This window comes from Marinobacter sp. MIT932201 (assembly GCF_047123295.1).
GTDB classification, from domain to species: domain Bacteria; phylum Pseudomonadota; class Gammaproteobacteria; order Pseudomonadales; family Oleiphilaceae; genus Marinobacter; species Marinobacter salsuginis.
The window spans coordinates 4,160,676-4,185,657 of sequence record NZ_CP138917.1 but is presented as its reverse complement, the minus strand read 5'-3'; the positions used below and the strand labels follow the sequence as shown (position 1 = coordinate 4,185,657).

Sequence of the window (24,982 nt, the reverse complement as noted above, 5' to 3'; positions counted from 1 at the left end):
CTATGTGGTTTAATGGTCTTCTTGACCTGTCGGTGATGCAGCTCATTCTGGTCACCCTCGGAATGACACACGTCACGATTGTCAGTGTAACGCTCTATCTGCATCGCCATTCGGCGCATAACTCGCTGGACCTGCACCCGGTATTGAAGCACTTCTTCCGGTTCTGGCTGTGGTTGACCACCGCTCAGAACACCAAGGAGTGGACGGCTATCCACCGCAAACACCACGCCAAATGCGAAACCGAAGAAGATCCCCATAGCCCGGTGGTGTTGGGTATTCGCAAGGTTCTGTTCCAGGGCGCCGAGCTCTACGCCGAATCCGCGACCCCGGAAACGCTCGAACGCTACGGCCAGCGCACCCCGGAAGACTGGGTGGAGCGGAACGTATACAGCCGCCATAAAATGCTGGGCATCGCTTTGATGGCGGTCATCAACCTTGCCCTGTTCGGTGTTCACGGTATCTGGATCTGGGCAGTACAGATGATGTGGATCCCGGTTTGGGCGGCCGGCGTTGTTAACGGAATTGGTCACTGGATGGGTTACCGGAACTACGAGTGCGCCGACAACGCCCGCAACATCAGTCCGCTGGGCCTGCTGATTGGCGGAGAAGAGCTGCACAACAACCACCACACCTACCCGAACTCTTCGAAGCTGTCCCGTCGCTGGTTTGAGGTGGATATTGGCTGGGGCTACATCCGTCTGTTCCAGTTGTTCGGCATGGCCAAGCCCAAGGGCTATCGTCCCATTGCTCATCATGTGCCGGGTAAACTCGAGGTTGACGTAGAAACCGTTCAGGCGATTGCCAACAACCGGTTCGACATCATGCGCCAGTACCGCAAGCGCGTCATGGAGCCGGTGTTGCGTCAGCAGAAGTCTCTGATGGACGACGAGATTCGGCCGCGGTATCGGAAGCTCAAGCAGTTGCTTTCTCGTGAGATTACGCTGATCCACCCCAAGGAAAAAGAAACCCTTGAATCGGTACTGGAGCGCAACGCGGTGCTGCGCCAGATCTACGAGAAGAGCCATGAACTGCAGGCGCTCTGGCGTCAGCGTGGGCTCAAGCCCCAGGACAAGCTCAACGCGTTGATGGAGTGGTGCCGGGAGGCGGAAGCCAGCGGTATCCGGTATCTTGAGGAGTTCGCCGAGCACCTTCGGGCCTACTCGCTGCGCCCTGCTGTCTGAGACAGTCAGGTCGCTGAACAAGGGGCTGGGTGAGCGCGTTCACCTGGCCCTTTTTTCTTTCAGGCCCCTTGCTATTCCGGGTCTATGGCTTTTCGGAAAAGGCAGTAGGTGACCTGCCCCGCGCTTTTTTGCCGATGCAGATGCCACGACCCAGGCACTGCCGGTGTTGGCAATTCGCTCTCGTGTTCCACGTAAACCCAGCCGCCGGATTTGATCCAGCCCTGCTCATCCAGTAATGGAAACAATTTCTCCAGCCAGCCCTGTCGGAACGGTGGGTCCATGAAAACGATGTCGAACGGCGGCCGGTTTCTCTGACGCAGGTAGCTCTCGACATCTGAGCACACCACTTCTCCAGCTGAAGACTTCAGTACCCGGAGGTTGTCTCTGAGTGCCTTGGCCAGCGCAGGCGTGTGATCCACGAGGGTGGCACCTGCGGCACCTCTGGACAGTGCTTCCAGGCCAAGCGCGCCGGAGCCGGCGAACAGGTCGAGACAATCACTGCCTGCCAGGTGAAAGTTAAGCCAGTTGAACAGGGTTTCCCGGGTGCGGGCGGGGGTTGGTCGCACACCACCAGCATCCGGAAAACGCAGTTTCCGGCTGCGCCAGTCACCGCCGATAATGCGCAGTTCGCCGGTGCTGTTATTAGCGGGTGCGGCCCCGGTACCGCGACCGGTCGGGTTTCTTTTCGAAATGCTGTGGCTGGTGGATTTTCGGCGCGCCATCGTCGCAGCTCCGGGACTGTGCGGGGTTCTGGGTATCTGCGCGCATCTTACCGGAAACCGGGCCTCGCGCGATAATCCGGGTGGCCCTCACTTCATCGGGACAGTCTGCTAGAATGTCGGCTTTCTTTGTCCCGCCCATTCAGACTGATGGATTGACTTTTATGACGGCAGAGTGGATTTCAATCGGCCTTCTGGCCCTTCTTGTGCTTGTATTTGTTCTGGATATCGCCGGAAACCGCAGCCGGGCACCGCGCCCGAAGCCGGTGCCGCAGCGCAAGCCAGAGGTTGCCAGAGGGGCGGCACCGGAGCCGGAAAAAGCCGAGAGCGAAACGCCTGCCACTCCCGAGCCGCAACCAGAGTCGGTGGCTGAACCAGAGCCGGCCCTGGAGCCTCAGCCCGCAGAAGAGCCCCAGAAAGCACCGGAACCCGAGCCTCAGGTCAGCGTTTTCGAACGCATCAAAAAGGGATTGGGTAAGACCCGGGCGAGCCTGACCGGTGGTCTGTCAGACCTGTTCTCCCTGAGCAAGAAAATTGATGAGGACCTGCTCGAGGAAATCGAAACCACGCTGTTAATGGCGGATGTTGGCGTTACCGCCACTTCTGAGATCATTGAATCGCTCACCGACAAACTTGAGCGCAATCAGCTCAAGGACGGTGAGGCCCTGCGACAGGCGTTACGGGATGAATTGCACGGGCTGCTGAAGGATGTGACCAGGCCCCTGGAAATCGACTCCGGCAAGACCCCCTACGTCATCCTCATGGTGGGCGTGAACGGCGTGGGCAAGACCACCACCATCGGCAAGCTTACCAAGAAATTCCAGAACGAAGGCAAATCGGTCATGCTGGCCGCCGGCGATACCTTCCGTGCTGCGGCGGTCGAGCAGTTGCAGGTCTGGGGTGAGCGCAACAATGTGCCGGTGGTGGCACAACACACCGGTGCTGACAGTGCCTCGGTGATTTTCGATGCCATCCAGTCAGCCAAATCCCGTGGCGTAGATGTCGTGATCGCCGATACCGCCGGTCGTCTGCAGAACAAGGATAACCTGATGCAGGAGCTGGAGAAGGTGGTCCGTGTGATGAAGAAACTGGACGAATCTGCGCCCCACGAAGTCATGCTGGTGCTGGATGCGGGCACCGGCCAGAACGCCCTGAGCCAGGCGCAGGTGTTCCAGCAGGCTGTGGGCGTGAGTGGCATTACATTGACGAAACTGGACGGCACGGCCAAAGGCGGTATTGTGTTTGCCATTGCCCGTCAGTTGCAGTTGCCGATCCGGTTTATTGGTGTTGGTGAGCAGGTGGATGATCTGCGCAGCTTCGATGCCGAAACCTTTGTGGATGCCCTGTTTGACGAATAGCCCGGAATCCAGCCGCGCGGAAACCGCCCATGATTGAGTTTCGCCAGGTCACCAAGCGCTACGACAGTGATCATACAGCCCTGCGTCAGGTCAACTTTGGCCTGGAGCGCGGCGAGCTGGCGTTTCTGACCGGCCATTCCGGTGCGGGTAAAAGTACCCTGCTGAAACTGATCATGGTGATGGAACGCCCCAGTGCCGGCGAGGTGGTGGTAGGTGGACAGGTTCTGAACCGCTTGCCCCGCCGCCAGATTCCCTATATCCGACGCCATATCGGCGTGGTCTTCCAGAACCACCAGTTGTTGTTCGATCGCACCGTTTTCGACAACGTCGCCATGCCCCTTGAAGTCATGGGTGCTTCACCCAGAGACACCGGCCGGCGTGTGCGCGCAGCGCTGGACAAGGTCGGGTTGTTGCAGAAGGAAAAAATGAACCCGATGCAGCTCTCCGGCGGTGAGCAGCAGCGCGTCGGTATTGCCCGGGCGGTGGTCAACAAACCCCCGGTACTGCTGGCGGATGAGCCGACAGGTAACCTGGACCCGGCGCTGTCCGCCGACATCATGAATCTGTTCGGGCAGTTCAGCCAGGTGGGCGTTACCGTGTTGATCGCAACCCACGATATTGCCCTGATCAATGAGATGGGGCGGCGAACATTGAAGCTGGATCATGGTCGCCTGGTTGCTGGCGGCACCTCGGTTATTGGCGGAGGTGTCAGTGGCCGCTGATCCGCGTAAAAAGCCGCAACCTGCACGAGGCGCCAACAAGGCCCGGTCGCCCTGGCGTGAGCAGGCTGAGAGCTATTTCACCCATCATCGCAAGGTTGCCGAGGATAGTGCCCGGCGTCTCTGGCGCAATCCGGTGGCCAGTTTGATGACCTGGACCGTGATGGGCGTTGCCCTGGCCTTGCCGGTGGCGCTGCTGTTGCTGCTCACCAGTCTCCAGGGCGTAAGTGCGGGCTGGGAAAGCAGTGCCCGGGTGACCGCTTACATTGAGCTGACTGTGCCGCTTGAGCGGGCACGGGTGTTGAGCAGTGACATTGCCAGCGACGGCCGGGTGGCCGGTGTCGAGCTGGTTGATCGGGACCAGGCCCTGGAAGAATTTCGGGCCTCATCGGGCCTGGAAGATGCCCTGGATTATCTCGAAGACAACCCTCTGCCACATACCCTGCTGATTACCCCTGAGGAAGGCGCCCGTTCCACCGAGGGGGTGGAAGGCCTTGTTCGGTTTATTGAAGGCATGGAAGGCGTCGAGCGGGTTCAGGTGGACCTCGGCTGGTTGCAGCGTCTGAACGCCATGACGGATCTTCTGGCCCGTGCGGTCTGGGCACTGGCGATTCTGCTGGCTGCTGCGGTTGTGCTGGTGATCGGCAACACGGTCCGTCTTTCGATTGAGAGTCGCCGGGACGAAATTCTGGTTGCGAAACTGGTGGGCGGAACGGACAGCTTTGTCCGCAGGCCCTTTCTGTACACCGGCGCATGGTTTGGGCTCGGTGGCGGGATTGTGGCGCTGATTCTGTTGCAGTTGTCTCTGTGGTGGCTCAGCGGGCCCATAGAGCGGCTGGCAGGGCTGTATCGGAGTGATTTTTCCCTCGACGGTTTGCAGTTTGATGGGGCACTGGCGTTGATAATTGTTGCGATGCTGCTAGGCTGGCTGGGCGCCTGGGTCGCTGTGAAACGTCATCTGGATGACATGGAGCCGGGTGATATTGCCGGAGGCGGATGATCCGGATAGCGGGAAAACCGTATTGAAGAAACAGCTTCTGCTGGCGTAATTTCGAAGCCAGCAAAGCCAAGGTGAAATTTTCAGGTAGTTGATTTAGAACGTTTTACTGGAGATTTCGGGAACTTTCAGAGTTCTTGGCGGTCCAAAAAGTAGTTGGTATATTTAAGGGCCGTCGGGTTCGGAGGTTAGAGCATGGGTACGAGTTTACAACTGGTTGACAGACTGGTTCCGGGTCAGAATCTCGAGTCTTACATTCAGGCTGCGAGCCGCATCCCGGTGCTCACAGTGGACGAAGAACGGGAGCTGGCTGAAAGGCTCCATTATGAGGGCGACGTAGAGGCCGCCCGTCAGCTGGTTATGTCTCACCTGCGCTTTGTGATTCACATTGCCCGGAGCTATTCGGGTTATGGTCTGGCTCAGGCGGATCTGATTCAGGAAGGTAACGTTGGCCTGATGAAGGCGGTCAAACGGTTCAATCCGGAATACGGTGTGCGCCTGGTGTCCTTTGCCGTTCACTGGATCAAGGCAGAGATTCACGAGTTTATTCTGCGCAACTGGCGGATTGTGAAAGTGGCCACTACAAAGGCCCAGCGCAAGTTGTTCTTCAATCTGCGCAGCCAGAAGAAGAAGCTTGCCTGGCTCAGCCATGATGAGCTGAACGCGGTTGCCGAAGATCTGGGTGTCGAGCCACGGGTGGTCCGTGAAATGGAAGGCCGACTGGCTTCCCAGGATACGGCGTTCGATGGTCCGCAGGACGACGATGACGATAACGCTTATCAGGCACCGGCGTATTATCTGGAAGATGCTCGCAGCAATCCGGCCACTCAACTGGAGAACGCCGATTGGTCCGACGATTCCAACGGCAGGCTGATGCAGGCTCTGGAGCAGCTGGATGAGCGCAGCCAGGATATTCTTCGGGAGCGCTGGTTGTCCGAAAGCAAGTCGACGTTGCATGAGTTGGCGGACAAATACGGCGTGTCGGCGGAGCGCATCCGGCAGCTTGAGAAAAATGCGATGAAGAAGATTCGCATGAAGATGGTTGAGGCGGCCTGACCAGGCGGCCCAATCCCGCGACTGAGTCGTTAAAACGCCACCACCGGTTCCGGTTGGTGGCGTTTTTGTTTGTATAATCTTTTATCTGACTTCCGTGGAAGACGCGCTTGGGTAGCCCCTTCCAAAACACGCTCCTTGCGGCACATCCATGTGACGCTTGGGCTCCGCCATCCCTGGCTCCGCACAGTTTTGGGAGGGGCTACCCAACCGCGTCCCGAACCTTTTAGTAAGGCCAGCAAACCATGACCTCGACTGAACCCCATATCGCATTTCTCGGCATCGGCCTGATGGGTGCGCCCATGACCCGTAACCTTCTAAACGCGGGTTTCCCGATGAGCTTGTGGAACCGCACGTATAGCAAGTGCGAGCCCTTTGCCTCTGAAGCAACCATTGCCAAATCCCCGGCGGAGGCGGTTGCCAATGCCGATGTGGTGATCACCATGCTGGAGAACAGCGATGTGGTGGAGCAGGTGCTGGTTAAGCAGGGGGCTCTTGAGGCACTGAAGCCGAGGGCGCTGGTGATTGATATGAGCTCCATCCAGCCTTCTGTGGCCCGGCGGCATGCTGAGCTGGCGGCGGAGCGGGGTGCTGGGTATGTGGATGCGCCGGTGTCCGGAGGTACTGTAGGTGCTGCGGAAGCTCGTCTGAGTATTATGGCGGGTGGTTCCGAAGCCGATGTCGATCGTGCCCGGCCGGTGTTTGAAGCGCTCGGCAAATGCACCCGTATCGGGCCTGTGGGTTCAGGGCAATTGGCGAAGCTGGCCAATCAGGCTATTGTTGGAATCACCATTGGTGCCGTGTCCGAGGCCCTGTTGCTTGCGGCGAAAGGCGGTGCGGATCCTGCGGCCGTGCGGGAGGCCTTGCTGGGCGGGTTTGCTGGTAGCCGGATTCTGGAGCTGCATGGGCAGCGCATGATTGACCGTGACTTTGCCCCCGGTGCGCCAGCACGCATTCAGCTCAAGGACATGCGGATGATCCTGGATGAGGCCCGGGCGGAAGGGCTGACCCTGCCCCTGGCCCAGCAGACTCACAACGAGTACCTGTCGCTGGTGGCGAATGGCCACAGTGATGTCGACCATAGCGGCCTGTTGCTGGAGCTGGAGCATCTGAACGGTGCGCTGCTTGGCTCCCTTGGCCGCGGCCCGAAGGAGTAATCACGCCATGCCCCGTTTTGCTGCCAACCTGTCTATGCTGTTCACGGAAGTGGATTTCCCCGAGCGCTTTGCCATGGCCCGGGCCGCCGGTTTTGAGGGGGTGGAGTATCTGTTCCCTTACGCCTACCCCAAAGACCTGCTCAGAGACCTTTTGAACGATAACAAACTGTCCCAGGTGTTGTTCAACCTGCCGCCCGGCGATTGGGATGCTGGGGAGAGGGGCATCGCCTGCCTGCCGGACCGGGTTGAGGAGTTCCAGGCCGGCGTTGATCAGGCGATCGACTATGCCAAAGCCCTGGGCTGTCGGCGGCTGAACTGCCTGGCGGGCCTGAAACCCTACCGTGTCTCAGATGAGGTTGCCTGGAACACGCTGGTGAACAATGTCGCCTGGGCAGCCCCCAGGCTTGCGGAGGAGGGTATCACCCTGTGTCTGGAAGCCATCAATTCGCGCGTGGACATGCCAGGCTTTGTTCTGGATACCTCCGGCAAGGTACTTGCGTTGATTGAGGAAGTGGATGCGGACAACGTGCGCCTGCAGTACGACCTTTACCACATGCAGATTATGGAAGGGGACCTGGTGCGCTCCATGGAGTGCCTGTTGCCCTGGATCGGCCACATTCAGTTTGCCGACAACCCCGGCCGACACGAGCCCGGTACCGGGGAGATTAACTTTTCGAATGTTTTTGCGGCCATCGATGCCATGGGGTATGACTGCTGGGTAAGCGCGGAATACCGGCCTACCGGGGCAACGGGCGACAGTCTTGGCTGGTTTTCAGGCAAGCTCTGACCGTCGCCATTGGCGACACCCTCTTACAAGATCGTAACTGGCCGGGTTGCCAACTTCTTCGTACCCTTGTCCTATCTGTAATCCGCTATCGGGAGGATAACCGGTGAAAGCGCTGGTAATCGAAGACGATCAGGACGTTGCAAATTATCTTGTCAAAGGGCTGAAGGAATCCGACTTCGTGGTCGACCATGCGGCCGATGGCAAGGAAGGCATGATGATGGCGGCCAGCGAAGATTACGACATCATGATTGTAGATCGCATGCTTCCCGGCATGGACGGTCTCTCCATTATCAAGACCGTGCGGGCGACTGGAAACCAGGTGCCGGTTTTGATTCTCAGTGCCCTGGGTGATGTAGACGACCGTGTTGAAGGTTTGCGAGGCGGTGGCGACGATTACCTGACCAAGCCGTTTTCGTTCACCGAACTGTTGGCTCGGATCGAATCCCTGGTTCGTCGTAATCGCCAGTCCGCAGAGACCGAAACGGTATTGCGGGTGGCGGATCTGGAAATGGATCTTCTGGCGCGGACTGTCAAGCGGGCCGGACAGAATATCGATGTCCAGCCCCGGGAATTCCGTTTGCTGGAGTACCTGATGCGTAATGCCGGTCAGGTGGTGACCAGGACCATGCTGTTGGAGAAGGTCTGGGATTATCATTTTGATCCCCAGACCAACGTGATTGATGTGCACATCAGCCGGCTGAGAGCCAAGATCGACAAGGAATTCGATACACCCTTACTGCAGACCATCCGGGGTGCAGGGTACATGTTACGTGAAACTGCTTAGCCAGCTCAGGACATCATCCTTCCAGCTAGCCCTGCTGTACATGGTGGTGTTTGCCACCTCGGTATTCCTGTTACTGGCCTTTATCTACTGGCGTACGGCGGGCTTCATGACCGCCCAGACCGACGAAACCATCGAGGCGGAAATCGCCGGTCTGGCGGAGCAGTATCGTGGCCGTGGTGTGAACGGCCTGATCACCATTATCCGTGAGCGTGTTGCCCGCGACCCCAACGCCAAATCCATCTACCTGCTGACGACCGACGATTTCCTCAAGCTAGCCGGCAATATTGAAACCTGGCCGGAAGGCAGTCGTTCCGAAAGTGGCTGGATCAATTTCACCCTGAACGAATCGGTGGGCTGGAACGGGCCCGAGCGTCTGGCCCGAGCCCGCATCTTCGAGGTGCAGGGTGGCATGCGCTTGCTTGTGGGGCGCGATGTCGACGAACTTACCAACCTGAAGCGGGTGATCGAAACCGCCATCAACTGGGGAATGGGAATCACCCTTGCCTTGGCGTTACTCGGTGGTTTCTTGATGAGCCGAAGTACGACCCGGCGCATCGAGGTTATCAACAACACCTCCCGCCGGATCATGAACGGCCATCTGTCCCTGAGAATTCCAACTCGTGGCACCGACGATGATTTTGACCAGCTGGCGGAAAACCTGAACCAGATGCTGGACCGGATTGTGTACCTGATGGAAGGCATCCGGCACGTCTCCGACAGCATTGCCCACGATTTGCGTACCCCCCTGACCCGACTGCGCAACCAGCTGGAAAACACACTGATGTCGGTGGATAACGATGAAGCAAGGGAGCAGGCGGGCCGCGCAGTGGCGGAAGCCGACCAGTTGCTGGCCACCTTCAACGCTCTGTTGCGTATCGCACGTTTGGAAACCCGCGGCAATACCGCGGACATGAAACCTGTGCCTCTGGACGAGCTGGTTGCGGATGCCTGCGAACTCTATGAAGCCCTGGCCGAGGACAAAGACCAATCGTTTGAACAGGATCTGCAAAGCGGTGTGAAGATCGAGGGTGACCGGGACCTCCTGTTCCAGATGGTCAGCAACCTGATTGATAATGCCATCAAATACACGCCTGAACACGGCGTTATAGGCGTCTCGGTTCGGCGGGAAGATTCGGAAGCCGTCTTCGAAGTTCGCGACAGTGGCATCGGTATTCCCGATGCGGAGAAAGACCAGGTTTTCCAGCGCTTTTATCGAGTGGGCAAGAGCCGTTCGTTACCGGGGAACGGGCTGGGCCTGAGCTTGGTGAGCGCTGTTGCGGAGATCCACCAGGGCCGGATCGTTTTGAGCGATACTCATCCGGGAGAAGAGTCGCCGGGGCTGACTGTGGCTGTAAAGATCCCTGCCTTTAGCGAGGCCCGAAAACGCATTCGAGCGACCCAGGCTGAGCAGTCGGCAGATTCAGCGGCCGGGGAAACCCAAGCCGCCTCTCAATCCACCGGCGTGAAGACTCACTGACTGGCGCGGAACCGGTTGATCTTCGAAAGCACCGGGCCGATCAGCGCATCTTTGCGGGATTCGATCTCGTGGGTAATCTTCTCAAATTGCGAACGGCGACGATTTACCCGTACCTGAATGCTGTCCCATTCGCCTTCCAGATGCTTCTGTTCTGCCGCCAGGAAAGCCGCGATGTTGTGCCGGTTGACCTTGCCGGTGATTCCGTACTTATCCAGACGATAGCCAAGGACATCCACGCCATTGAGAGCCATATTCAGCAGCGTTTCGGTATTCATGTTGATTTCTCCAAAAGTGGAATCTGCAAAAACGTATAACGCCAACGCTATGCTTCGTTCCTAGAGTCTGCAACCTAATTCCGGGTGCCAGCGTTCATCGATACCCTGACTAAAAGGTAATTCCTCGGCCACGATGGTGTAACCAACGGTGTGCATAATTGAAACTGTAGCTTTGGAAGCCTGCAGATTTGTTGCTTGCTTCTGCCTCCAGCACAGCGCTAGCCTTACCCCGTTTTTACGGGGTTTTTTTATGCCCTGAATTTTTCTGATTTCCAGCTGCAGAGGACGTTACAAGACCAATGACTCAGGTTCCCGGTAATGGTGGCCCGCGCCCCAGATACATCACGCCCGAGGGCGAACAGGCCCTGCGGGAAGAATTGCAGTATCTCTGGAAGGTGAAACGCCCGGAGGTTACCCAGGCCGTACGTGAAGCTGCTGCCCTTGGCGATCGGTCCGAGAACGCGGAATACATCTACGGCAAGAAGCAGTTGCGGGAAATCGATCGCCGGGTCCGCTTCCTGAGCAAACGCCTTGAAGAGCTGACCGTGGTTGACCGTCTGCCGGATGACCGGGAAAAAGTGTTCTTTGGTGCCTGGGTGACGGTGGAAGACGAAGACGGTGAGGAACAGACCTATCGTCTTGTCGGCGCGGATGAGTTCGATCTGACCAAAGGCTATCTCAGCATCAACTCCCCCCTGGCCCGGGCGCTGATTGGCAAACGACTGGACGACGAGGTGAGCGTTCGCACCCCCGAAGGCTGGAAGTCGGTGTTCGTGGTGGGTATTCGCTACCAGGCGCCTGAAGACGACAAGTGAATGATGTCACAAAATTGGCGAGTGCCCGGGCAGCTTGACGGATTTGTCGATAAACTGATCAAAATTTGTCGCAACTGGTCGCAGACAGGATCGTCTGCCGGGGAAATGCCATGGGTAAGCGTGGAAAAGTCGGAATCGTTCAGCGCAGGGTAAGCAGGCCGTTAGTGTTGGCGGGGCTTGTCGCGGCGTGGGCCGTTGCAGGTGGGGTGTTTGCCCAGAGCGACAATCAGGAAAGCGCTTTCAAGTATGAAGAGCGCTCTACCATTCACACCATCCAGCTGAATTCCATGGAGGAGGAAACTCTGGCCAATACGGTCATTGAAGGTGGTCTGACAGCTCCGGCTGCGGGCGTACCGCTCAAACCAAGGGTCGAAGACGACTTTTACCTCGATCCGCTTGGTCTTCGCCCCGGTGACAGCCGCACTGACCTTGGCCGCTCACAGATCCCGGTGGAGTTCCGTTTCAGCAATCCAAAATCCATTCCCGGGCAGACTCACAGCAACAACTACGTGATCCGCCCACCCGAGAACCGCACCTACGACGCGCTGAACATCAATATGAACGAGCGTTGAGACAGGCGTTCAGGCTGCTGCGCAGCCGTTGTCCCCCGCGGGCGTCTTACCAAGTACATCTTCGTAGAAAAATGTCAGCGCCTGGCTGGCCTGATTGAAACGCGCCCGGGATACCCGCATGCGTTCGTTCAGGTAGTCCAAAAACTTCTGGCGGTCTTCATTGGCCAGTGCATCGGGATCTTTCATGTCGCTGAACAGCACGAATCGGGTGATCCAGTGCAGGTAGGTCTGCTCTGAGCGTTGATTGAGCTTGTGCTGATGAATGGCGTCCTTGACCCGTGCCACCAAGCCTGGCTGGGACTGTTCCAGCGCTTCTGTGATGTCCATAAATAACTCTTGCTGATGAATTGGTATTGTTATTTTGGGCGCATCTTATGACAAGAGATTTACGAGCGCAAAGCTTTATTCAGGAAGATTGACTCTGGTCATTTTCTGACCAGAGTCTGGACTGGAAGGCCGATTACTTCAGGGCTTCGAGCTTGTCGATGTACTTCTGCATGGCGTCATCGCTGGACATGCCTTTGAGTTTCTCCCAGGCATCGAATTTGGCGCGGCCCACGAAATCCATCATGCCCGGGCGCTTGCCGGACACATCGCCCTCGGTGGCCTGCTTGTACAGCGCATAGAATTCCAGTTTCATCTCGTTGGAGGGCTTGAAGTCGCCTTCGGCGGTCTGGATGTAGTTGACGGCTTCGTCGAAGCGGGTTTTCAGGTCACTCATGTTGATCTCCGTATGGTTCTACTTTGGTCCTGTTTGTTGGCCGAGTATAGCCACAGCCGCCGGCTCCGTCATTGACTGAATCTTTCCAGGGCATTGTCGGAAGGGGAAATGCCGGGGTTCTGGCAAAAGCTTGCCCGGGTGCACATTCCGGAATAATGCTGGCCAGTTTTTGCTTGAGAAAGACAAATGATCTGTGTACAGTTTTTGGCGTTGCGTGCCAGGAAGGTGCGTACAAGGGATTGAACAACTGCAAATGATTTGCACAGGGAGCAAGCGCATGTCTTCAAAAGACGGTTCCGTCGCGCCTAAAGAGCGCATCAATATCAAATATGTCCCCGCCACCGGAGATCAGCAGGCCGAAACCGAATTGCCGCTGAAAATGTTCGTGGTTGGCGATTTCAAGGGACACGCCGAAGAAACCCCCATCGAAGATCGTAAGGCCATTTCCGTTGACAAGAACAATTTCCGTTCTGTCATGAAAGAAGCCGGCCTGACCCTTTCTACCACTGTGACCAACAAACTGGATGAGGAAGCCGACGAACTGCCGGTTAACCTGGAATTCCAGACCCTCGATGATTTCTCCCCCGACAGTGTCGCCCGTCAGGTGCCTGATCTGAATAAGTTGATAGAGCTGCGGGAAGCCCTCGTGGCCCTGAAAGGCCCACTGGGTAACGTACCGTCGTTCCGTTCCAAACTGCAGGAACTGCTGGACAACGACGACGCACGGGACAAGCTGCTGGCCGAACTGGAACTGGCTACCGACAGCAACGAGTAAGCGAACGCGCACTCATAACGTTCGATTGAATTCAAAACGTACTAAAGGGACGTGGTATGTCTGATACTGCTGTGCAGCACTCTGCTGCCTCCGAATCCGTTGCCGAAGGGTCCTTGCTGGACCAGGTCATGGCCAACAGCCGCATGGCGCCGGCGGATGAGGGTTACAATGTTGCCCGCAAGGGCGTGGCAACGTTTATTGCCAACCTGCTGAAAAGCGACGAAAAAGGCCAGCCGGTCAATAAGGCTCTGGTGGACCAGATGGTGGTCGAGCTGGATCGCAAGATCAGCGCCCAGATGGATGAAATCCTGCATGCGCCAAAGTTGCAGGAGCTGGAATCCTCCTGGCGCGGTCTGAAGCTGATGGTGGACCGCACCGATTTCCGCGAAAACATCAAGGTGGACATCCTTCACGCCACCAAGACCGAGCTGCTGGAAGATTTCGAGTTCGCGCCGGACGTTACCCAGACCGGATTCTACAAGCACATCTATTCCACGGAATATGGTCAGTTCGGTGGTGAGCCGGTGGGCGCCGTGGTGGGCAACTACGCGTTTACCCCGTCGACGCCGGACATGAAGCTGCTTCAGTACGTGTCCTCGGTTGGTGCCATGGCCCATGCGCCGTTTCTGTCTTCCGTGGCTCCGTCGTTCTTCGGCGTCGACAGCTACCAGGAACTGCCGGCCATCAAGGAACTGAAGGCCGTGTTCGAGGGCCCGAAATACGCCAAGTGGCGCTCCCTGCGTGAGTCCGAAGACGCCCGCTATCTGGGCCTCACTTCGCCGCGCTTCCTGTTGCGGGTGCCGTACGATCCTACGGAAAACCCGGTGCGCAGCTTCAACTACAAGGAAGACGTCTCGGGCGATCACGAGCACTACCTGTGGGGTAACACCGCGTATCTGCTGGCCACCCGCCTGACCGAGAGCTTTGCCAAGTACCGCTGGTGCCCGAACATCATCGGTCCACAAAGCGGTGGCGCCGTCGAGGACCTGCCGGTGCACCTGTTTGAGTCTTTCGGCCAGCTTGAGGCCAAGATCCCGACCGAAGTGCTGATCACCGACCGTCGCGAATACGAAATGGCCGACGAGGGTTTCATCGCCCTGACCATGCGCAAGGGCAGCGACAACGCAGCCTTCTTCTCGGCCAACTCGGTGCAGAAACCCAAGCAGTTCCCGAACACCAAGGAAGGCAAGGAGGCGGAGACCAACTACAAGCTGGGCACCCAGCTGCCGTACATGATGATCGTGAACCGCCTGGCCCACTACATCAAAGTGCTGCAGCGGGAGCAGATTGGCTCATGGAAAGAGCGCCAGGACCTGGAGCGGGAGTTGAACACATGGATTCGCCAGTACGTTGCCGACCAGGAAAATCCGCCCGCGGAAGTTCGCAGCCGCCGCCCCCTGCGCGCGGCACAGGTTACCGTCTCTGACGTGGAAGGCGATCCGGGTTGGTACCAGGTGTCCTTGGCCGTGCGTCCCCACTTCAAGTACATGGGTGCCAACTTCGAACTGTCACTGGTTGGCCGGCTGGACAAGGACTGATCCGTGTTCCGGCACCCGGCCAGCGACGGATCGCAGGCCGGCACCGGCAGCCTGTTCGAACGACTGGAACAGGCAGCCGAACCGGCCGGCCAGAGTATGGGAGACGTCACCCACGTTGTGGAATCCATCAAGCGCCACCTGGTTCGGCTGCTGAACGCCCACCCGGGCAACAGTGCCAGCGTACCGGACCTGGGCTTGCTGGACTTCAACGACGCCACGCTCGGCACCCACGATCTGAGCGTTCAGATCCGAGGCGCGATCCGGCAGTGCATTGAGAAGTTCGAACCCAGGGTGAAGCGTGTGGATGTGGTCAATCTGCCCCAGGGGCCCGACCCGCTGCAGCTACGGTTTCAGGTGACGGTCTATCTCAACGTCGGTTCGAAAGACGACAAAACAACCATAGATTTGGTTCTGGATGACAAACGTTACTACCAGGTGGTGTAACGGAAACGATCAGTAAACACCAAGGATGGCGAGAGTCGGTGGGGATGCTTTTCTGCAGGGAAAAAAGATGTCTGAGCGCAGCGAGTTGTTTTTTCCCGGAAGAAAAGTATACCGACCGGCTCATACTCCCAAGGATTGGGTAGTTGTATGAAGTTGAATCGCTTTTATAGAGACGAATTAAGCTTTCTCAGGCTTCAGGGCCGGGAATTCGCGGACGCCCACCCGCAGCTCACCCGCTTTCTCTCCGAGCAGAGCACCGATCCGGATGTGGAACGACTGCTGGAGGGTTTTGCCTTCCTGACCGGCAAGCTGCGGGAAAAGGTGGAGGACGAATTCCCTGAGATTACCCACTCCCTGCTGAACATGCTGTGGCCGAACTATCTGCGGCCGGTACCCAGTTGTACGATTATGCGCTTTGATCCGCAGTTGCATGCAATCAGTGAACGCCAGAGGGTAGAGCGTCATACCGAGATCAAGAGCCGTCCGCTGGGCGATGCGAATCGTCAGACCCAGTGTCGGTTCCGCACTTGCCGGGCGGTGGATGTATTTCCTGTGAGCGTTGCCGCGGCCCATGCAGAGCACTCACGGGAAGTGTCCTCAGTGACCGTGGACCTGGCACTGCACACTGATCAGCCTCTGTCGTCACTGGGCATGGACAGCCTGCGCTTTTATCTGGGCGGCGAGAGTCATATCGCCGAAACCCTTTTTCTCTGGTTGAACCACTATCTGGAACGCATTGATCTGGTGGTGGGTGACGCTGTTTATCGCCTGCCTGCCTCACTGTTGCAGCCGGTAGGCTTCGGCAATGACGAAGCGTTGCTGCCGTACCCAAAGAACGCATACCCCGGCTACCGCATTTTGCAGGAATACCTCAGCTTCCCTGAGGCCTTCCGTTTCGTGGACATCCATGGCGTTTCCAAACGGCTGCCGGCAGTACAGGCGGACGAAATCAGCCTGCGTTTCCATTTCAGCCGGATATTGCCACCGGATGTGAAAGTGCGGGAGGAGAATTTCCAGCTCTACTGCACGCCGGCGGTCAACCTGTTTACCCACGAGGGCGAACCGGTGGATCTTAACGGCCGCCAGACCGAGTACCGCATCTCGCCGTCCAGCCGCTCCCCGGACCACTACGAGGTGTTCAGCATCGAGCAGGTCGAAGGCTGGCTGGAGGGCCGGTCCGGGCGCGGTGAACCGCGCATCTACACCGCATTCGAGAGCTTCCAGCACGAGGTGGAGCGGGATCGCGGCCGCAACGCCCTGTACTACCGGGTTCGGGCACGGGACAGTGTGCGCGGTGACGGCTTTGACCACTACATGGCTTTCGTTCGGGGCGATGAGTCCGAGTGCCTGAGCCGGCAGGAAGCGATCTCCCTGACGCTTACCTGCACCAACCGCCAGTTGCCCAGCCAGTTGGCTGTGGGCGAAATCTGCATGGCCACCGAGAGCACGCCTGCTTTCGCCACATTCAGCAACATCACAAGGCCCACCGCGACGCTGCGGCCAACCTTGGACGGCAGCCTGTTGTGGACGCTGATCTCGAACCTGTCCCTCAACTATCTGTCGATGCTGGATGTGGACGCCCTGCGCACGGTGCTTAGAGTCTACGATTTCCGGGCTCTGGTGGACCGCCAGGCAGAACGGGTGTCCCAGAAACGACTGGCTGGCATTATCGGGATCGAGACAGCTCCGGTTGACGGGATGGTCAAGGGGCTGCCGGTGCGGGGGATCCGCTCAGTGCTGAAACTGGATCAGCAGGCGTTTGCATCGGAGGGTGATCTGTACCTGTTCGGCACAGTACTCAGCCAGTTCTTCGCCCTGTACGCCAGCATCAACGCATTTCACCAACTGGAAGTGGTGAACACTGATAATCAGGAACGGTACACATGGACGTTACAGCAAGGTCAGCAGCCGCTTATGTAGCCGAGCTGCAACCCGTCCTGGGCAATGCGCGACGCTACAGTTTTTTTCAGCTGGTGGATCTGATTCACCGGCACCACGGGGACGATCTGGAGCGAAACAGCGAAGACCAACCCCGCCAGGAGCGGATCCGGTTTTCTGCCTCTGCGGGTCTGGGGTTTCCCGGCAGCGATGTGGTTTCGGCGCTTTCGCCGGAGCACGAGCACGCGCCGTATCAGATGGAAGTCAGCTTTCTGGGGTTGCACGGCTCACAGTCGCCGTTGCCGGGCTATTACCTTGAAGATCTGGCCTGGGAAGCGGGGCAGAATCTGGGCATCCGGCGGCATTTTCTTGATTTTTTCAATCATCGCCTGGTCACGCTGTTCCATCGGGCGTGGCGCAAATATCGCTACTACGTTCGGTTTCAACCGGGTGCCTCGGATGGCTTTTCAGAGCTGATCTTTGCCCTGATCGGGCTCGGCGACGGCCGGTTGCGGGAGGCGACACCGGTTAACTGGTCAAAGATGCTGGCCTATTCCGGCTTGATGGCCGGTCGCAGCCGGTCGCCGGAGGTGGTGAGCGGTATCGTCGCCCATTGCTTCGATCTGGACGATGTCAGTGTTGAACAGTGGGTCCTGCGCAAGGTGACCATCGCCGATGATCAGCAGACCCGACTGGGCCAGGCCAACGCCTGTCTGGGCAGCAACACATTGGTGGGATCGGCCATCCGGGATCGCAGTGGCAAATTCGTGCTCCGGTTGAGGAATCTGAGCCGACAGCGTTTTGCGGATTTCCTGCCCAATGGCCAGGACCACCAGCGCCTGGTCAAACTCGTGGAGTTCGCTACACGGGAGCAACTGGCCTACGACCTGGAGCTTCAGATGCGTCCGAAGGACGTTCGCCCCATGGAGCTGGGCGAGGATGTGCGGCTGGGCTGGAATTCTTTCGTGACACCGGAGAGGGCCCGGCGCCGACCGGCAGTCCGGATTCAGATTCGCCGGTAATTCCGGCAGGGAAGGTATTCATGGATGAACCAAAGGCCGAGGGCCTGAAACTGACCGTCACCAATCCGACCGTTGCCGGCGGTGGGGTTACCGCAGAGCACTGTTTCAGCGTTCGAGGCGGCTCCATCGGCACCGCAGCCAGTGATACTTGGCGGTTATCTTCTCATCGAACGGGTGCGGTTCCCGGCCACGCGGAAATCCGGTTTCTGGATGGCGGTTTCTGCCTGATCGATCGCAGTGGCCGGACCTACATCAATAGCGCCAGTCAGCCTGTCGGCCGGGGCCGTCGGGCACGACTGAATCCTGGTGATACCGTCAGCATTGGCCGCTATCAACTTCGTGCGGAGATGGCCGAGGGTTTTGGTGAACCTTTGCTGGAGAGAGGTGAAGCAGAGCGGGCCGGGCAACTGGTTAATGTCGATGAAGGACCGTTGCTGCGAGCTGAGAGCTCAACCGGACCGACCCCAGACCCGGAGCCGCTGCAGAATTTTGGCCGGGTAGCCGGGGAGGCAGCCAGTGATGACCCGTTGGCACCCTGGAACGATCAGCCGGACGAACAGACGTCGGATCCTGACGCGCTGATGGCCAGCGAGACCTCCTGGCGCGCCGCTGAAAGGGAGGTTTCGGATGAGTACCGTGAAAACCGAGACGTAGCGATGGGCCTGCCCGTTCGCAAAGGAGAAAAAGACAGGATGTCTGAGATTGCAAAGAGCGCTGGTCGCCAGGAGCCTTCAGATAAGAGCAGTAAACACATCAGTGGTGCTCCCCTGTTGCGGGGTATGGAAGCCGGGCTGGACTTTGCCGACAGCGATGAGATGCGTCTGTTCCTGGAGGAAGCGGGGCAGACACTGAAGGCGACCGTGGAAGGGCTGTTGGCACTGCACCAGGGAGAAGACAGCCGGCATCAGGCGCTGCGAACCCGCCTGCAACCCATTGAGGATAATCCACTGCGGTTGGGTGAGGGTTACGAAGATACCGTGCAGACCCTGTTCGCCAGCCACCGCAGCCCGGTTCACCTGTCGGCGCCGGCAGCAGTCCGGGAGAGTCTGCAGAGCCTGAATCAGCACCAGCAGGCAACCCGTGACGCCATCAGCGAGGCGCTGGAGGCCATCCTGCACGCCTTTTCTCCCGAGGCTTTGCTGCGTCGTTTCCATGGTTACCGTCGGGGACTACGCCAGAACGAGGACGAGGGACGCTGGGCCTGGGATATGTACCAGCACTATTACCGAGAGTTGAAATCCAGTCGTCAGCAGGGATTCGAGCGTTTGTTCCAGGAAGTGTTCGAACAGGCTTACGACCAGAACCTGCGCCAACTACAGAGGGAGAACCCGTTGTGAAGACCTGCAAATGGAGTTTGCTGGCCATCGTATTCGTGCTTGCCGGATGCAGCACCCCCTATAACGCGGTCACCAAAACCGCAAAAGTGCTCTGGGACCCGGATATCCCGGTTGGATACCCTGAGGATCTGCCCAGCCGGGTCGGTCTGACCATGGTGGCTGAACCGGATGTAAACCCGAATGAATCCCTGGCGCCCACGCCCATTGCCTTTCAGATCATCGAGATGCGCGACAGCTCACTGTTGATGGCCGGGGATTTCGACCAGCTATTGAGCGACCTGGAGTCGTCCCTGGGCCAGAACTATGTGGACCACAGCGATTATTCCCTGGTGCCGGGCCAGTTCAAGTTCATCGAACCCTTCGAAATTGGCGAGGACACCCGATTTATCGGCGTCATTGCCTTTTACGCCTACCCCAACCTGTCCCAGTGGAAAAAGGTGGTGAAGGTGGATCCGATCGGGGGCCGTTACAACCTGCTGGTGAACCTGCGGGAGCGGGAAGTTCAACTCAAGCATTCGGATGATACCTGATGGCAGTAACCAATCGAGTCGTCTGGAGTGACGGCCTGTTTATCAAGCCCCAACACTTCCAGCAACAGCAGCGATACCTGGAACACCAGATCAATGAGCGGGCGCTCGCGGTCTCCGATTATCTGTTCGGCTTCAGCGACCTGGAACTGAACTCGGAGTACCTCAGTTTCGGCCGGGTTGGCCTGGTTCGGGCATCCGGGCTATTCCCGGATGGCACTCGTTTCAGCCTTCCCCAGGACGATGTGATGCCGGAGCCGATGGAAATCACCGATGCCTCAGTGGCCAATCAGGTCGTCTATCTGGCGCTGCCGCTGGGCAGTGAAAGCCTGGCGGAAGTGGAATGGCCAGACGCGCCTGTAGCCGGTCGGTTCCGAGCAGATTCCCGGGAAATCCGGGACCTGCATTCGATCGACGGCGATGCCCACACCATTGATGTGGGCCGAGTGGCGCCCCGCCTGATGCTGGAGCGGGAAGATCGTAGCGCCTATGCAGCCCTGGCGATCGGCCGGATTCTTGAAAAGCGCCCGGACGGAAGCCTGGTGATGGATCCGAACTTCCTCCCCACCATGCTGAGTGTGCGAGCCGCACCCAGGCTGCAGCGATTCGTCGGTGAAATGGCAGGCTTGATGCGGGAGCGGGCACGCAATATCGCCGAGCGTGTCGGAGCCCCAGGGCAAGGCGGCGTTGCCGACGTGGCGGACTTTATGTTGCTGCAGATGCTGAACCGGGCTCATCCCAGGTTCATGCACCTGGCCCGTCTGCGTCAGTTGCATCCCGAGCGGCTGTTCGAAGCCCTGCTTGAACTTTGTGGTGAGCTGGTGACCTTCACCGATGAAGGGCGCTTGCCGAGGGAGTATCCGGCCTATGACCACGATCTGCCTGAGGATTGTTTTAGCCCGCTCATGCAGGTTCTGCGGCAGTCCCTGAGTACGGTGCTGGAACCGAGGGCCCTGGCTATCCAGCTCCAGCAGCGCCAGTTCGGCCTGACCGTTGCTCCTGTTCAGGATGCCCAGCTGGTCCGGGATGCGGAATTCATTCTTGCGGTCAAAGCCGACATGCCGCTGGACGATCTGCGCAAACAGTTCACCCAGCAGTGCAAGGTGGCCTCCGTGGAAAAAATCCGCGACCTCATCAGCCTGCAGCTGCCGGGGATTCCGCTCGCTGCGTTACCGGTTGCACCCCGGCAGTTGCCTTACCACGCCGGCTTCGTGTACTTCCGCCTGGACGACCAGAGCCAGGCTTGGCAAATGCTCGACAACGCCAGCGGCTTCGCGTTCCACGTGGCCGGCAGTTTCCCGGGCATGGAAATGCAGTTCTGGGCAATCAGGAGCTAAATCATGGCAGATGCACAGGTAATGGACTTACCCAATGGCAGCAGGAATTCCGGCAGCCGTGTGTTCAGTGATCTGATTTTTGCCGACAGCCAGAGAGGAGGTGAGGGCAACAGGGACGGCCGGGTCGACCAGCAGTTCCAGCTCAGAGGGTTGGAACATAACCGTCTGATTGACGCGGCCACACCACTGCTTGGCCTGGTCATCAGGATACGCAGGTTGGCAGAGTATCGCGCGGTGGAAACCCTCTACCAGCAGGTGGTGGATGAGATTGGCGCCATCGATCGGGAACTGGTGGAGGAGGGTTACGATCGGCCGGTTGTTGTCGCCTACCGGTATGTCCTCTGCGCCCTCATCGACGAGGCAGTGCTGGGAACTGACTGGGGCGCCCACAGCGTCTGGTCACAGCACTCGCTGCTGTCCCGCTTTCACAACGAGACCTGGGGTGGGGAAAAGGTGTTTGCCATTCTTGCCCGGATGGAGCAGGAACCGGCCCGTTATCGTGACATGCTGTCGTTCATCTACCTGTGTCTCTGTCTGGGTTTTGAAGGCCGGTACAAGGTGATGGAAAACGGTCGGGATGAATACGACCAGATTGTCCGGGGCCTGCACGAACAACTTAGAGCTTTAAGGGAGGAGCAGGACCTGGAGCCTCTATCGGAGGCCATGGCGAACGTGACACCAACCCGGAACCGGTTGCGCAGCGGCATGCCCGTCTGGGGCATCGCTGGTCTGTTTGTGGCGGCCATGGCCGGAATCTACTCCCTCTACAACATGGCACTGAACGAGCGCATCACGGACGTACTGCGCGTACTCGACCAACTACCGAAATAAGGATATCCACGTGATTCGGGTAGAACTGCCGGCGCTGATCGGGCGCCTCAACGACATTTCACGCCAGGCCCTGGAAGCCTCAGCCGCCCTGTGCATCAGCCGTCAGGGCGCCGAGATTACCCCGGCCCATTTGCTGTTCAAACTGCTGGAAACGCCGTTCTCCGACGTGCGCCAGATTATGGAGCACACCGGCATTGAGCATCAGCAACTGCAACCGCTGGTGGGCGACAGCCTGCACGGCGAGGCGCAAAGCGCTGAGCCCTATCCATCCTTCTCGCCGCTGTTAGTAGAGCTGATGCAGGATTCCTGGCTGCTTGCTTCCACCGAACTGGGCCACACCGAATTGCGTTCCGGCGCGGTATTCCTCGCCCTGCTGATGAATGCCGACCGATACCTGATGCCCCGGGTGGCAAAGGCACTGATGGACATCAACCGTGAGCAGTTGCGCAAGCAATTTGACCGGCTGACGAGCGGATCCGTCGAACGCCCGCAGTTGGCGGAATACGGCGCGGACAAGCCGACCCTGCAGGCCGATATGGCCCCGCTCACCCGCTACGCCACCGACTTCACCAGACTGGCCCGGGAGGACAAACTGGACCCCGTGGTTTGCCGTGACGCCGAGATCGACCAGATGATCGACATCCTCTGCCGCCGTCGCAAGAACAATCCTATTGTGGTGGGCGACGCCGGCGTGGGCAAAAGTGCCGTGGTGGAAGGCCTCGCTCTGCGCATCGTCAATGGCGATGTGCCCGACCGCCTGAAAAACGTTGAGCTCTGGACCCTGGACATGGGCGCCCTGCAGGCCGGTGCTTCGGTGAAAGGCGAGTTCGAGAAACGCCTGAAAGGCGTGATTGAAGCGGTCAAAGGCTCCGCCACGCCGATCATCCTGTTCATCGACGAAGCCCACACCCTGATCGGCGCTGGTAACAGCGAAGGTGGCTCAGACGCCGCCAACCTGCTGAAACCGGCTCTGGCCCGGGGCGAGCTGCGCACCATCGCTGCCACCACCTGGCGCGAGTACAAGAAATACTTCGAAAAAGACCCCGCCCTGAGCAGACGTTTCCAGCCCGTGGCCCTGGACGAGCCGACACCGAGCGAGGCCGTGCATATCCTCCGTGGCCTTCGCACTGTCTACGAAAAAGCCCATCAGGTATTGATCACCGACAGCGCCCTGAGAGCCGCCTCGGAAATGTCCGCCCGTTATCTTGCCGGCCGACAATTGCCGGACAAGGCCATCGATGTTCTCGATACCGCCTGCGCCCGAGTCAGCCTGAATCTGAGTATGCCGCCCCGGCGCCTGAGCCACGTGCGCAGCCAGCTGCACCAGTTGGCGATGGAGCAGAACCTGATGAACCGGGAGCATGCCCTCGGTCAGAGCGTGGATGCCGAGCACGAGCGGGCATTGGAACAGAAGATGAGCGATCTGACCGCCGAAGCCGAAGCCCTGGATCGGAGCTGGAACGACCAGCGGGAACTGGTCGCCCAACTGGTCGACATTCGTGAGCGCCTGCTAAAGACAGACTCCGAGGTGGAAACGACTGAGGCCGCAGAGCTGGCCGAAGCCGACCACGAAGAACGCCCGGATCTGAAGAGCGAAGCCGCGGCGATCGAGCAGGAGCTGTTGGAACTCCAGGCCGACGAACCGCTGGTCCACGCTCGCGTCGACGCGCGCCAGGTAGCCGAAGTCATCGCCGACTGGACAGGCATCCCGGTCAACCGCATGACCACCGACGAGCTGGAAAAAATCACCCATTTGCCGGCGTATCTGCAGGAGCACATCAAAGGCCAGGACACCGCCATCGACTGCCTGCACCAGCACCTGCTCACCGCCCGCGCCGACCTGCGCCGGCCCGGTCGCCCCATGGGCGCGTTTCTGCTGGTTGGCCCGAGTGGCGTTGGCAAAAGCGAAACCGTGGTGCAACTGGCAGAGCTGCTTTACGGCGGCCGCCAGTTCCTGACCACCATCAACATGTCCGAGTACCAGGAGAAACATACCGTCTCTCGGCTAATCGGTTCACCGCCGGGGTACGTTGGCTTCGGCGAAGGCGGCATCCTCACCGAAGCCATCCGACAGAAACCCTACTCCGTGGTCTTGCTCGACGAAGTCGAAAAAGCCCATCCGGAAGTCCTCAACCTGTTTTACCAAGCGTTCGACAAAGGCGAACTGGCCGACGGTGAAGGCCGATTGATCGACTGCAAAAACGTCGTCTTCTTCCTTACCTCCAACCTCGGCTACCAGACCATCGTCAACCACGCCGAGTCCCCGGCCAGTCTGGAAGAGGCCCTATACCCGGAATTGGCCAACTTCTTCAAGCCCGCTTTGTTGGCAAGGATGGAAGTGGTGCCTTATTTACCCCTGGGCGAGGAAACCCTCAACCGTATCGTTGGCGACAAACTCCAGCGCCTGGCGAACCAGATCAAGGCCCGTTATCACACCGAAGTGGAACTTCAGGACGGCCTGATCGATGCCATCCGTAGCCGTGCGACAAGAAGCGAAAACGGCGCAAGGATGCTTGAGTCGATCATAGAGGGTGAGCTTTTGCCGCCGGTTTCATTGGCGTTGCTGGAGAAACTGGCGGCGAGGGAGTCGGTTACGAAGGTCATGTTGGGTGTTGAAGATGCCAGATTTACGGGAATGGTGGTTTAGGGACACTCCAAAGTAGCGCGGCGTGGGGATT

25 protein-coding genes are annotated in these 24,982 nt (G+C 58.7%); 21 read left to right on the top strand and 4 right to left on the bottom strand.

Features of this window, described 5'->3' with window-relative positions:
* Nucleotides 1-2: 2 nt before the first annotated feature.
* Nucleotides 3-1,181, top strand: a complete 1,179-nt coding sequence (locus SIC15_RS19210; protein ID WP_069182262.1) for a fatty acid desaturase — start codon at nucleotides 3-5, stop codon at nucleotides 1,179-1,181.
* 71 nt (nucleotides 1,182-1,252) lie between these two features.
* On the opposite strand, the gene rsmD is transcribed toward SIC15_RS19210, so the two are convergent.
* Nucleotides 1,253-1,903, bottom strand: coding sequence for a 16S rRNA (guanine(966)-N(2))-methyltransferase RsmD (rsmD, locus tag SIC15_RS19205; protein ID WP_412536714.1), 651 nt, complete (start codon nucleotides 1,901-1,903; stop codon nucleotides 1,253-1,255).
* A gap of 161 nt (nucleotides 1,904-2,064) precedes the next feature.
* On the opposite strand from rsmD, the gene ftsY reads away from it, so the two are divergent.
* From ftsY to SIC15_RS19165, 8 genes are all read left to right on the top strand, one after another.
* Nucleotides 2,065-3,258 (top strand): signal recognition particle-docking protein FtsY, encoded by a 1,194-nt coding sequence (gene ftsY / locus SIC15_RS19200; protein WP_069182261.1) that lies wholly within the window; start codon nucleotides 2,065-2,067, stop codon nucleotides 3,256-3,258.
* Between the two features lie 29 nt (nucleotides 3,259-3,287).
* On the top strand, nucleotides 3,288-3,980 hold the full coding sequence (ftsE, locus tag SIC15_RS19195; RefSeq protein WP_136630885.1) for a cell division ATP-binding protein FtsE: 693 nt from the start codon (nucleotides 3,288-3,290) through the stop codon (nucleotides 3,978-3,980).
* On the top strand, nucleotides 3,970-4,977 hold the full coding sequence (ftsX, locus tag SIC15_RS19190; RefSeq protein ID WP_069182259.1) for a permease-like cell division protein FtsX: 1,008 nt from the start codon (nucleotides 3,970-3,972) through the stop codon (nucleotides 4,975-4,977). Before ftsE ends, ftsX begins: the two co-directional genes overlap by 11 nt.
* Before the next feature lie 192 nt (nucleotides 4,978-5,169).
* Complete coding sequence (rpoH, locus tag SIC15_RS19185; protein WP_412536713.1) at nucleotides 5,170-6,030, top strand: RNA polymerase sigma factor RpoH; 861 nt, start codon at nucleotides 5,170-5,172, stop codon at nucleotides 6,028-6,030.
* Between the two features lie 242 nt (nucleotides 6,031-6,272).
* Entirely contained in the window at nucleotides 6,273-7,184 is a 912-nt protein-coding gene (locus SIC15_RS19180; RefSeq protein ID WP_412536712.1) for an NAD(P)-dependent oxidoreductase, read from the top strand.
* Between the two features lie 7 nt (nucleotides 7,185-7,191).
* Entirely contained in the window at nucleotides 7,192-7,971 is a 780-nt protein-coding gene (gene hyi / locus SIC15_RS19175) for a hydroxypyruvate isomerase (RefSeq protein WP_412536711.1), read from the top strand.
* Nucleotides 7,972-8,074: 103 nt separating this feature from the next.
* On the top strand, nucleotides 8,075-8,755 hold the full coding sequence (locus SIC15_RS19170) for a response regulator transcription factor (RefSeq protein ID WP_008175694.1): 681 nt from the start codon (nucleotides 8,075-8,077) through the stop codon (nucleotides 8,753-8,755).
* Complete coding sequence (locus SIC15_RS19165) at nucleotides 8,742-10,232, top strand: sensor histidine kinase (RefSeq protein ID WP_153634074.1); 1,491 nt, start codon at nucleotides 8,742-8,744, stop codon at nucleotides 10,230-10,232. The genes SIC15_RS19170 and SIC15_RS19165 overlap by 14 nt, the downstream gene beginning before the upstream one ends.
* Here SIC15_RS19165 and SIC15_RS19160 read toward each other — a convergent pair.
* Nucleotides 10,226-10,507, bottom strand: a complete 282-nt coding sequence (locus SIC15_RS19160) for a hypothetical protein (RefSeq protein WP_412536710.1) — start codon at nucleotides 10,505-10,507, stop codon at nucleotides 10,226-10,228. The genes SIC15_RS19165 and SIC15_RS19160 overlap by 7 nt on opposite strands.
* 299 nt (nucleotides 10,508-10,806) lie before the next feature.
* Between SIC15_RS19160 and greB the strand changes: the two genes are divergently transcribed.
* The gene (gene greB / locus SIC15_RS19155; protein WP_412536709.1) at nucleotides 10,807-11,322 is read left to right on the top strand and encodes a transcription elongation factor GreB; all 516 of its coding nucleotides are present in this window, start codon (nucleotides 10,807-10,809) and stop codon (nucleotides 11,320-11,322) included.
* Nucleotides 11,323-11,432: 110 nt separating this feature from the next.
* Entirely contained in the window at nucleotides 11,433-11,894 is a 462-nt protein-coding gene (locus SIC15_RS19150; RefSeq protein WP_305966326.1) for a hypothetical protein, read from the top strand.
* 9 nt (nucleotides 11,895-11,903) lie between these two features.
* Here the strand turns inward: SIC15_RS19150 and SIC15_RS19145 are convergent, their stop codons facing one another.
* Both SIC15_RS19145 and SIC15_RS19140 read right to left on the bottom strand, forming a co-directional pair.
* The gene (locus SIC15_RS19145) at nucleotides 11,904-12,221 is read right to left on the bottom strand and encodes a site-specific integrase (RefSeq protein WP_153634070.1); all 318 of its coding nucleotides are present in this window, start codon (nucleotides 12,219-12,221) and stop codon (nucleotides 11,904-11,906) included.
* Between the two features lie 133 nt (nucleotides 12,222-12,354).
* The gene (locus tag SIC15_RS19140) at nucleotides 12,355-12,615 is read right to left on the bottom strand and encodes an acyl-CoA-binding protein (RefSeq protein ID WP_069182250.1); all 261 of its coding nucleotides are present in this window, start codon (nucleotides 12,613-12,615) and stop codon (nucleotides 12,355-12,357) included.
* Between the two features lie 277 nt (nucleotides 12,616-12,892).
* On the opposite strand from SIC15_RS19140, the gene tssB reads away from it, so the two are divergent.
* From tssB to tssH, 10 genes are all read left to right on the top strand, one after another.
* Nucleotides 12,893-13,390 (top strand): type VI secretion system contractile sheath small subunit, encoded by a 498-nt coding sequence (gene tssB, locus SIC15_RS19135; RefSeq protein WP_412536708.1) that lies wholly within the window; start codon nucleotides 12,893-12,895, stop codon nucleotides 13,388-13,390.
* 56 nt (nucleotides 13,391-13,446) lie between these two features.
* A complete protein-coding gene (gene tssC, locus SIC15_RS19130; RefSeq protein WP_412536707.1) occupies nucleotides 13,447-14,928 on the top strand; it encodes a type VI secretion system contractile sheath large subunit in 1,482 nt (493 codons plus the stop codon).
* A gap of 3 nt (nucleotides 14,929-14,931) precedes the next feature.
* Complete coding sequence (gene tssE / locus SIC15_RS19125; protein ID WP_222465622.1) at nucleotides 14,932-15,372, top strand: type VI secretion system baseplate subunit TssE; 441 nt, start codon at nucleotides 14,932-14,934, stop codon at nucleotides 15,370-15,372.
* Between the two features lie 147 nt (nucleotides 15,373-15,519).
* Complete coding sequence (tssF, locus tag SIC15_RS19120; protein ID WP_412536706.1) at nucleotides 15,520-17,292, top strand: type VI secretion system baseplate subunit TssF; 1,773 nt, start codon at nucleotides 15,520-15,522, stop codon at nucleotides 17,290-17,292.
* On the top strand, nucleotides 17,256-18,272 hold the full coding sequence (gene tssG / locus SIC15_RS19115) for a type VI secretion system baseplate subunit TssG (protein WP_412536705.1): 1,017 nt from the start codon (nucleotides 17,256-17,258) through the stop codon (nucleotides 18,270-18,272). Before tssF ends, tssG begins: the two co-directional genes overlap by 37 nt.
* A gap of 20 nt (nucleotides 18,273-18,292) precedes the next feature.
* Nucleotides 18,293-19,609, top strand: coding sequence for a type VI secretion system-associated FHA domain protein TagH (gene tagH / locus SIC15_RS19110; protein ID WP_349342230.1), 1,317 nt, complete (start codon nucleotides 18,293-18,295; stop codon nucleotides 19,607-19,609).
* Nucleotides 19,606-20,139, top strand: coding sequence for a type VI secretion system lipoprotein TssJ (tssJ, locus tag SIC15_RS19105; RefSeq protein WP_153634063.1), 534 nt, complete (start codon nucleotides 19,606-19,608; stop codon nucleotides 20,137-20,139). The genes tagH and tssJ overlap by 4 nt, the downstream gene beginning before the upstream one ends.
* On the top strand, nucleotides 20,139-21,473 hold the full coding sequence (gene tssK, locus SIC15_RS19100) for a type VI secretion system baseplate subunit TssK (RefSeq protein WP_305966330.1): 1,335 nt from the start codon (nucleotides 20,139-20,141) through the stop codon (nucleotides 21,471-21,473). Before tssJ ends, tssK begins: the two co-directional genes overlap by 1 nt.
* A gap of 3 nt (nucleotides 21,474-21,476) precedes the next feature.
* Nucleotides 21,477-22,304, top strand: coding sequence for a type IVB secretion system protein IcmH/DotU (gene icmH / locus SIC15_RS19095; RefSeq protein ID WP_412536704.1), 828 nt, complete (start codon nucleotides 21,477-21,479; stop codon nucleotides 22,302-22,304).
* 10 nt (nucleotides 22,305-22,314) lie between these two features.
* Nucleotides 22,315-24,951, top strand: coding sequence for a type VI secretion system ATPase TssH (tssH, locus tag SIC15_RS19090; protein WP_412536703.1), 2,637 nt, complete (start codon nucleotides 22,315-22,317; stop codon nucleotides 24,949-24,951).
* Nucleotides 24,952-24,982: the final 31 nt, after the last annotated feature.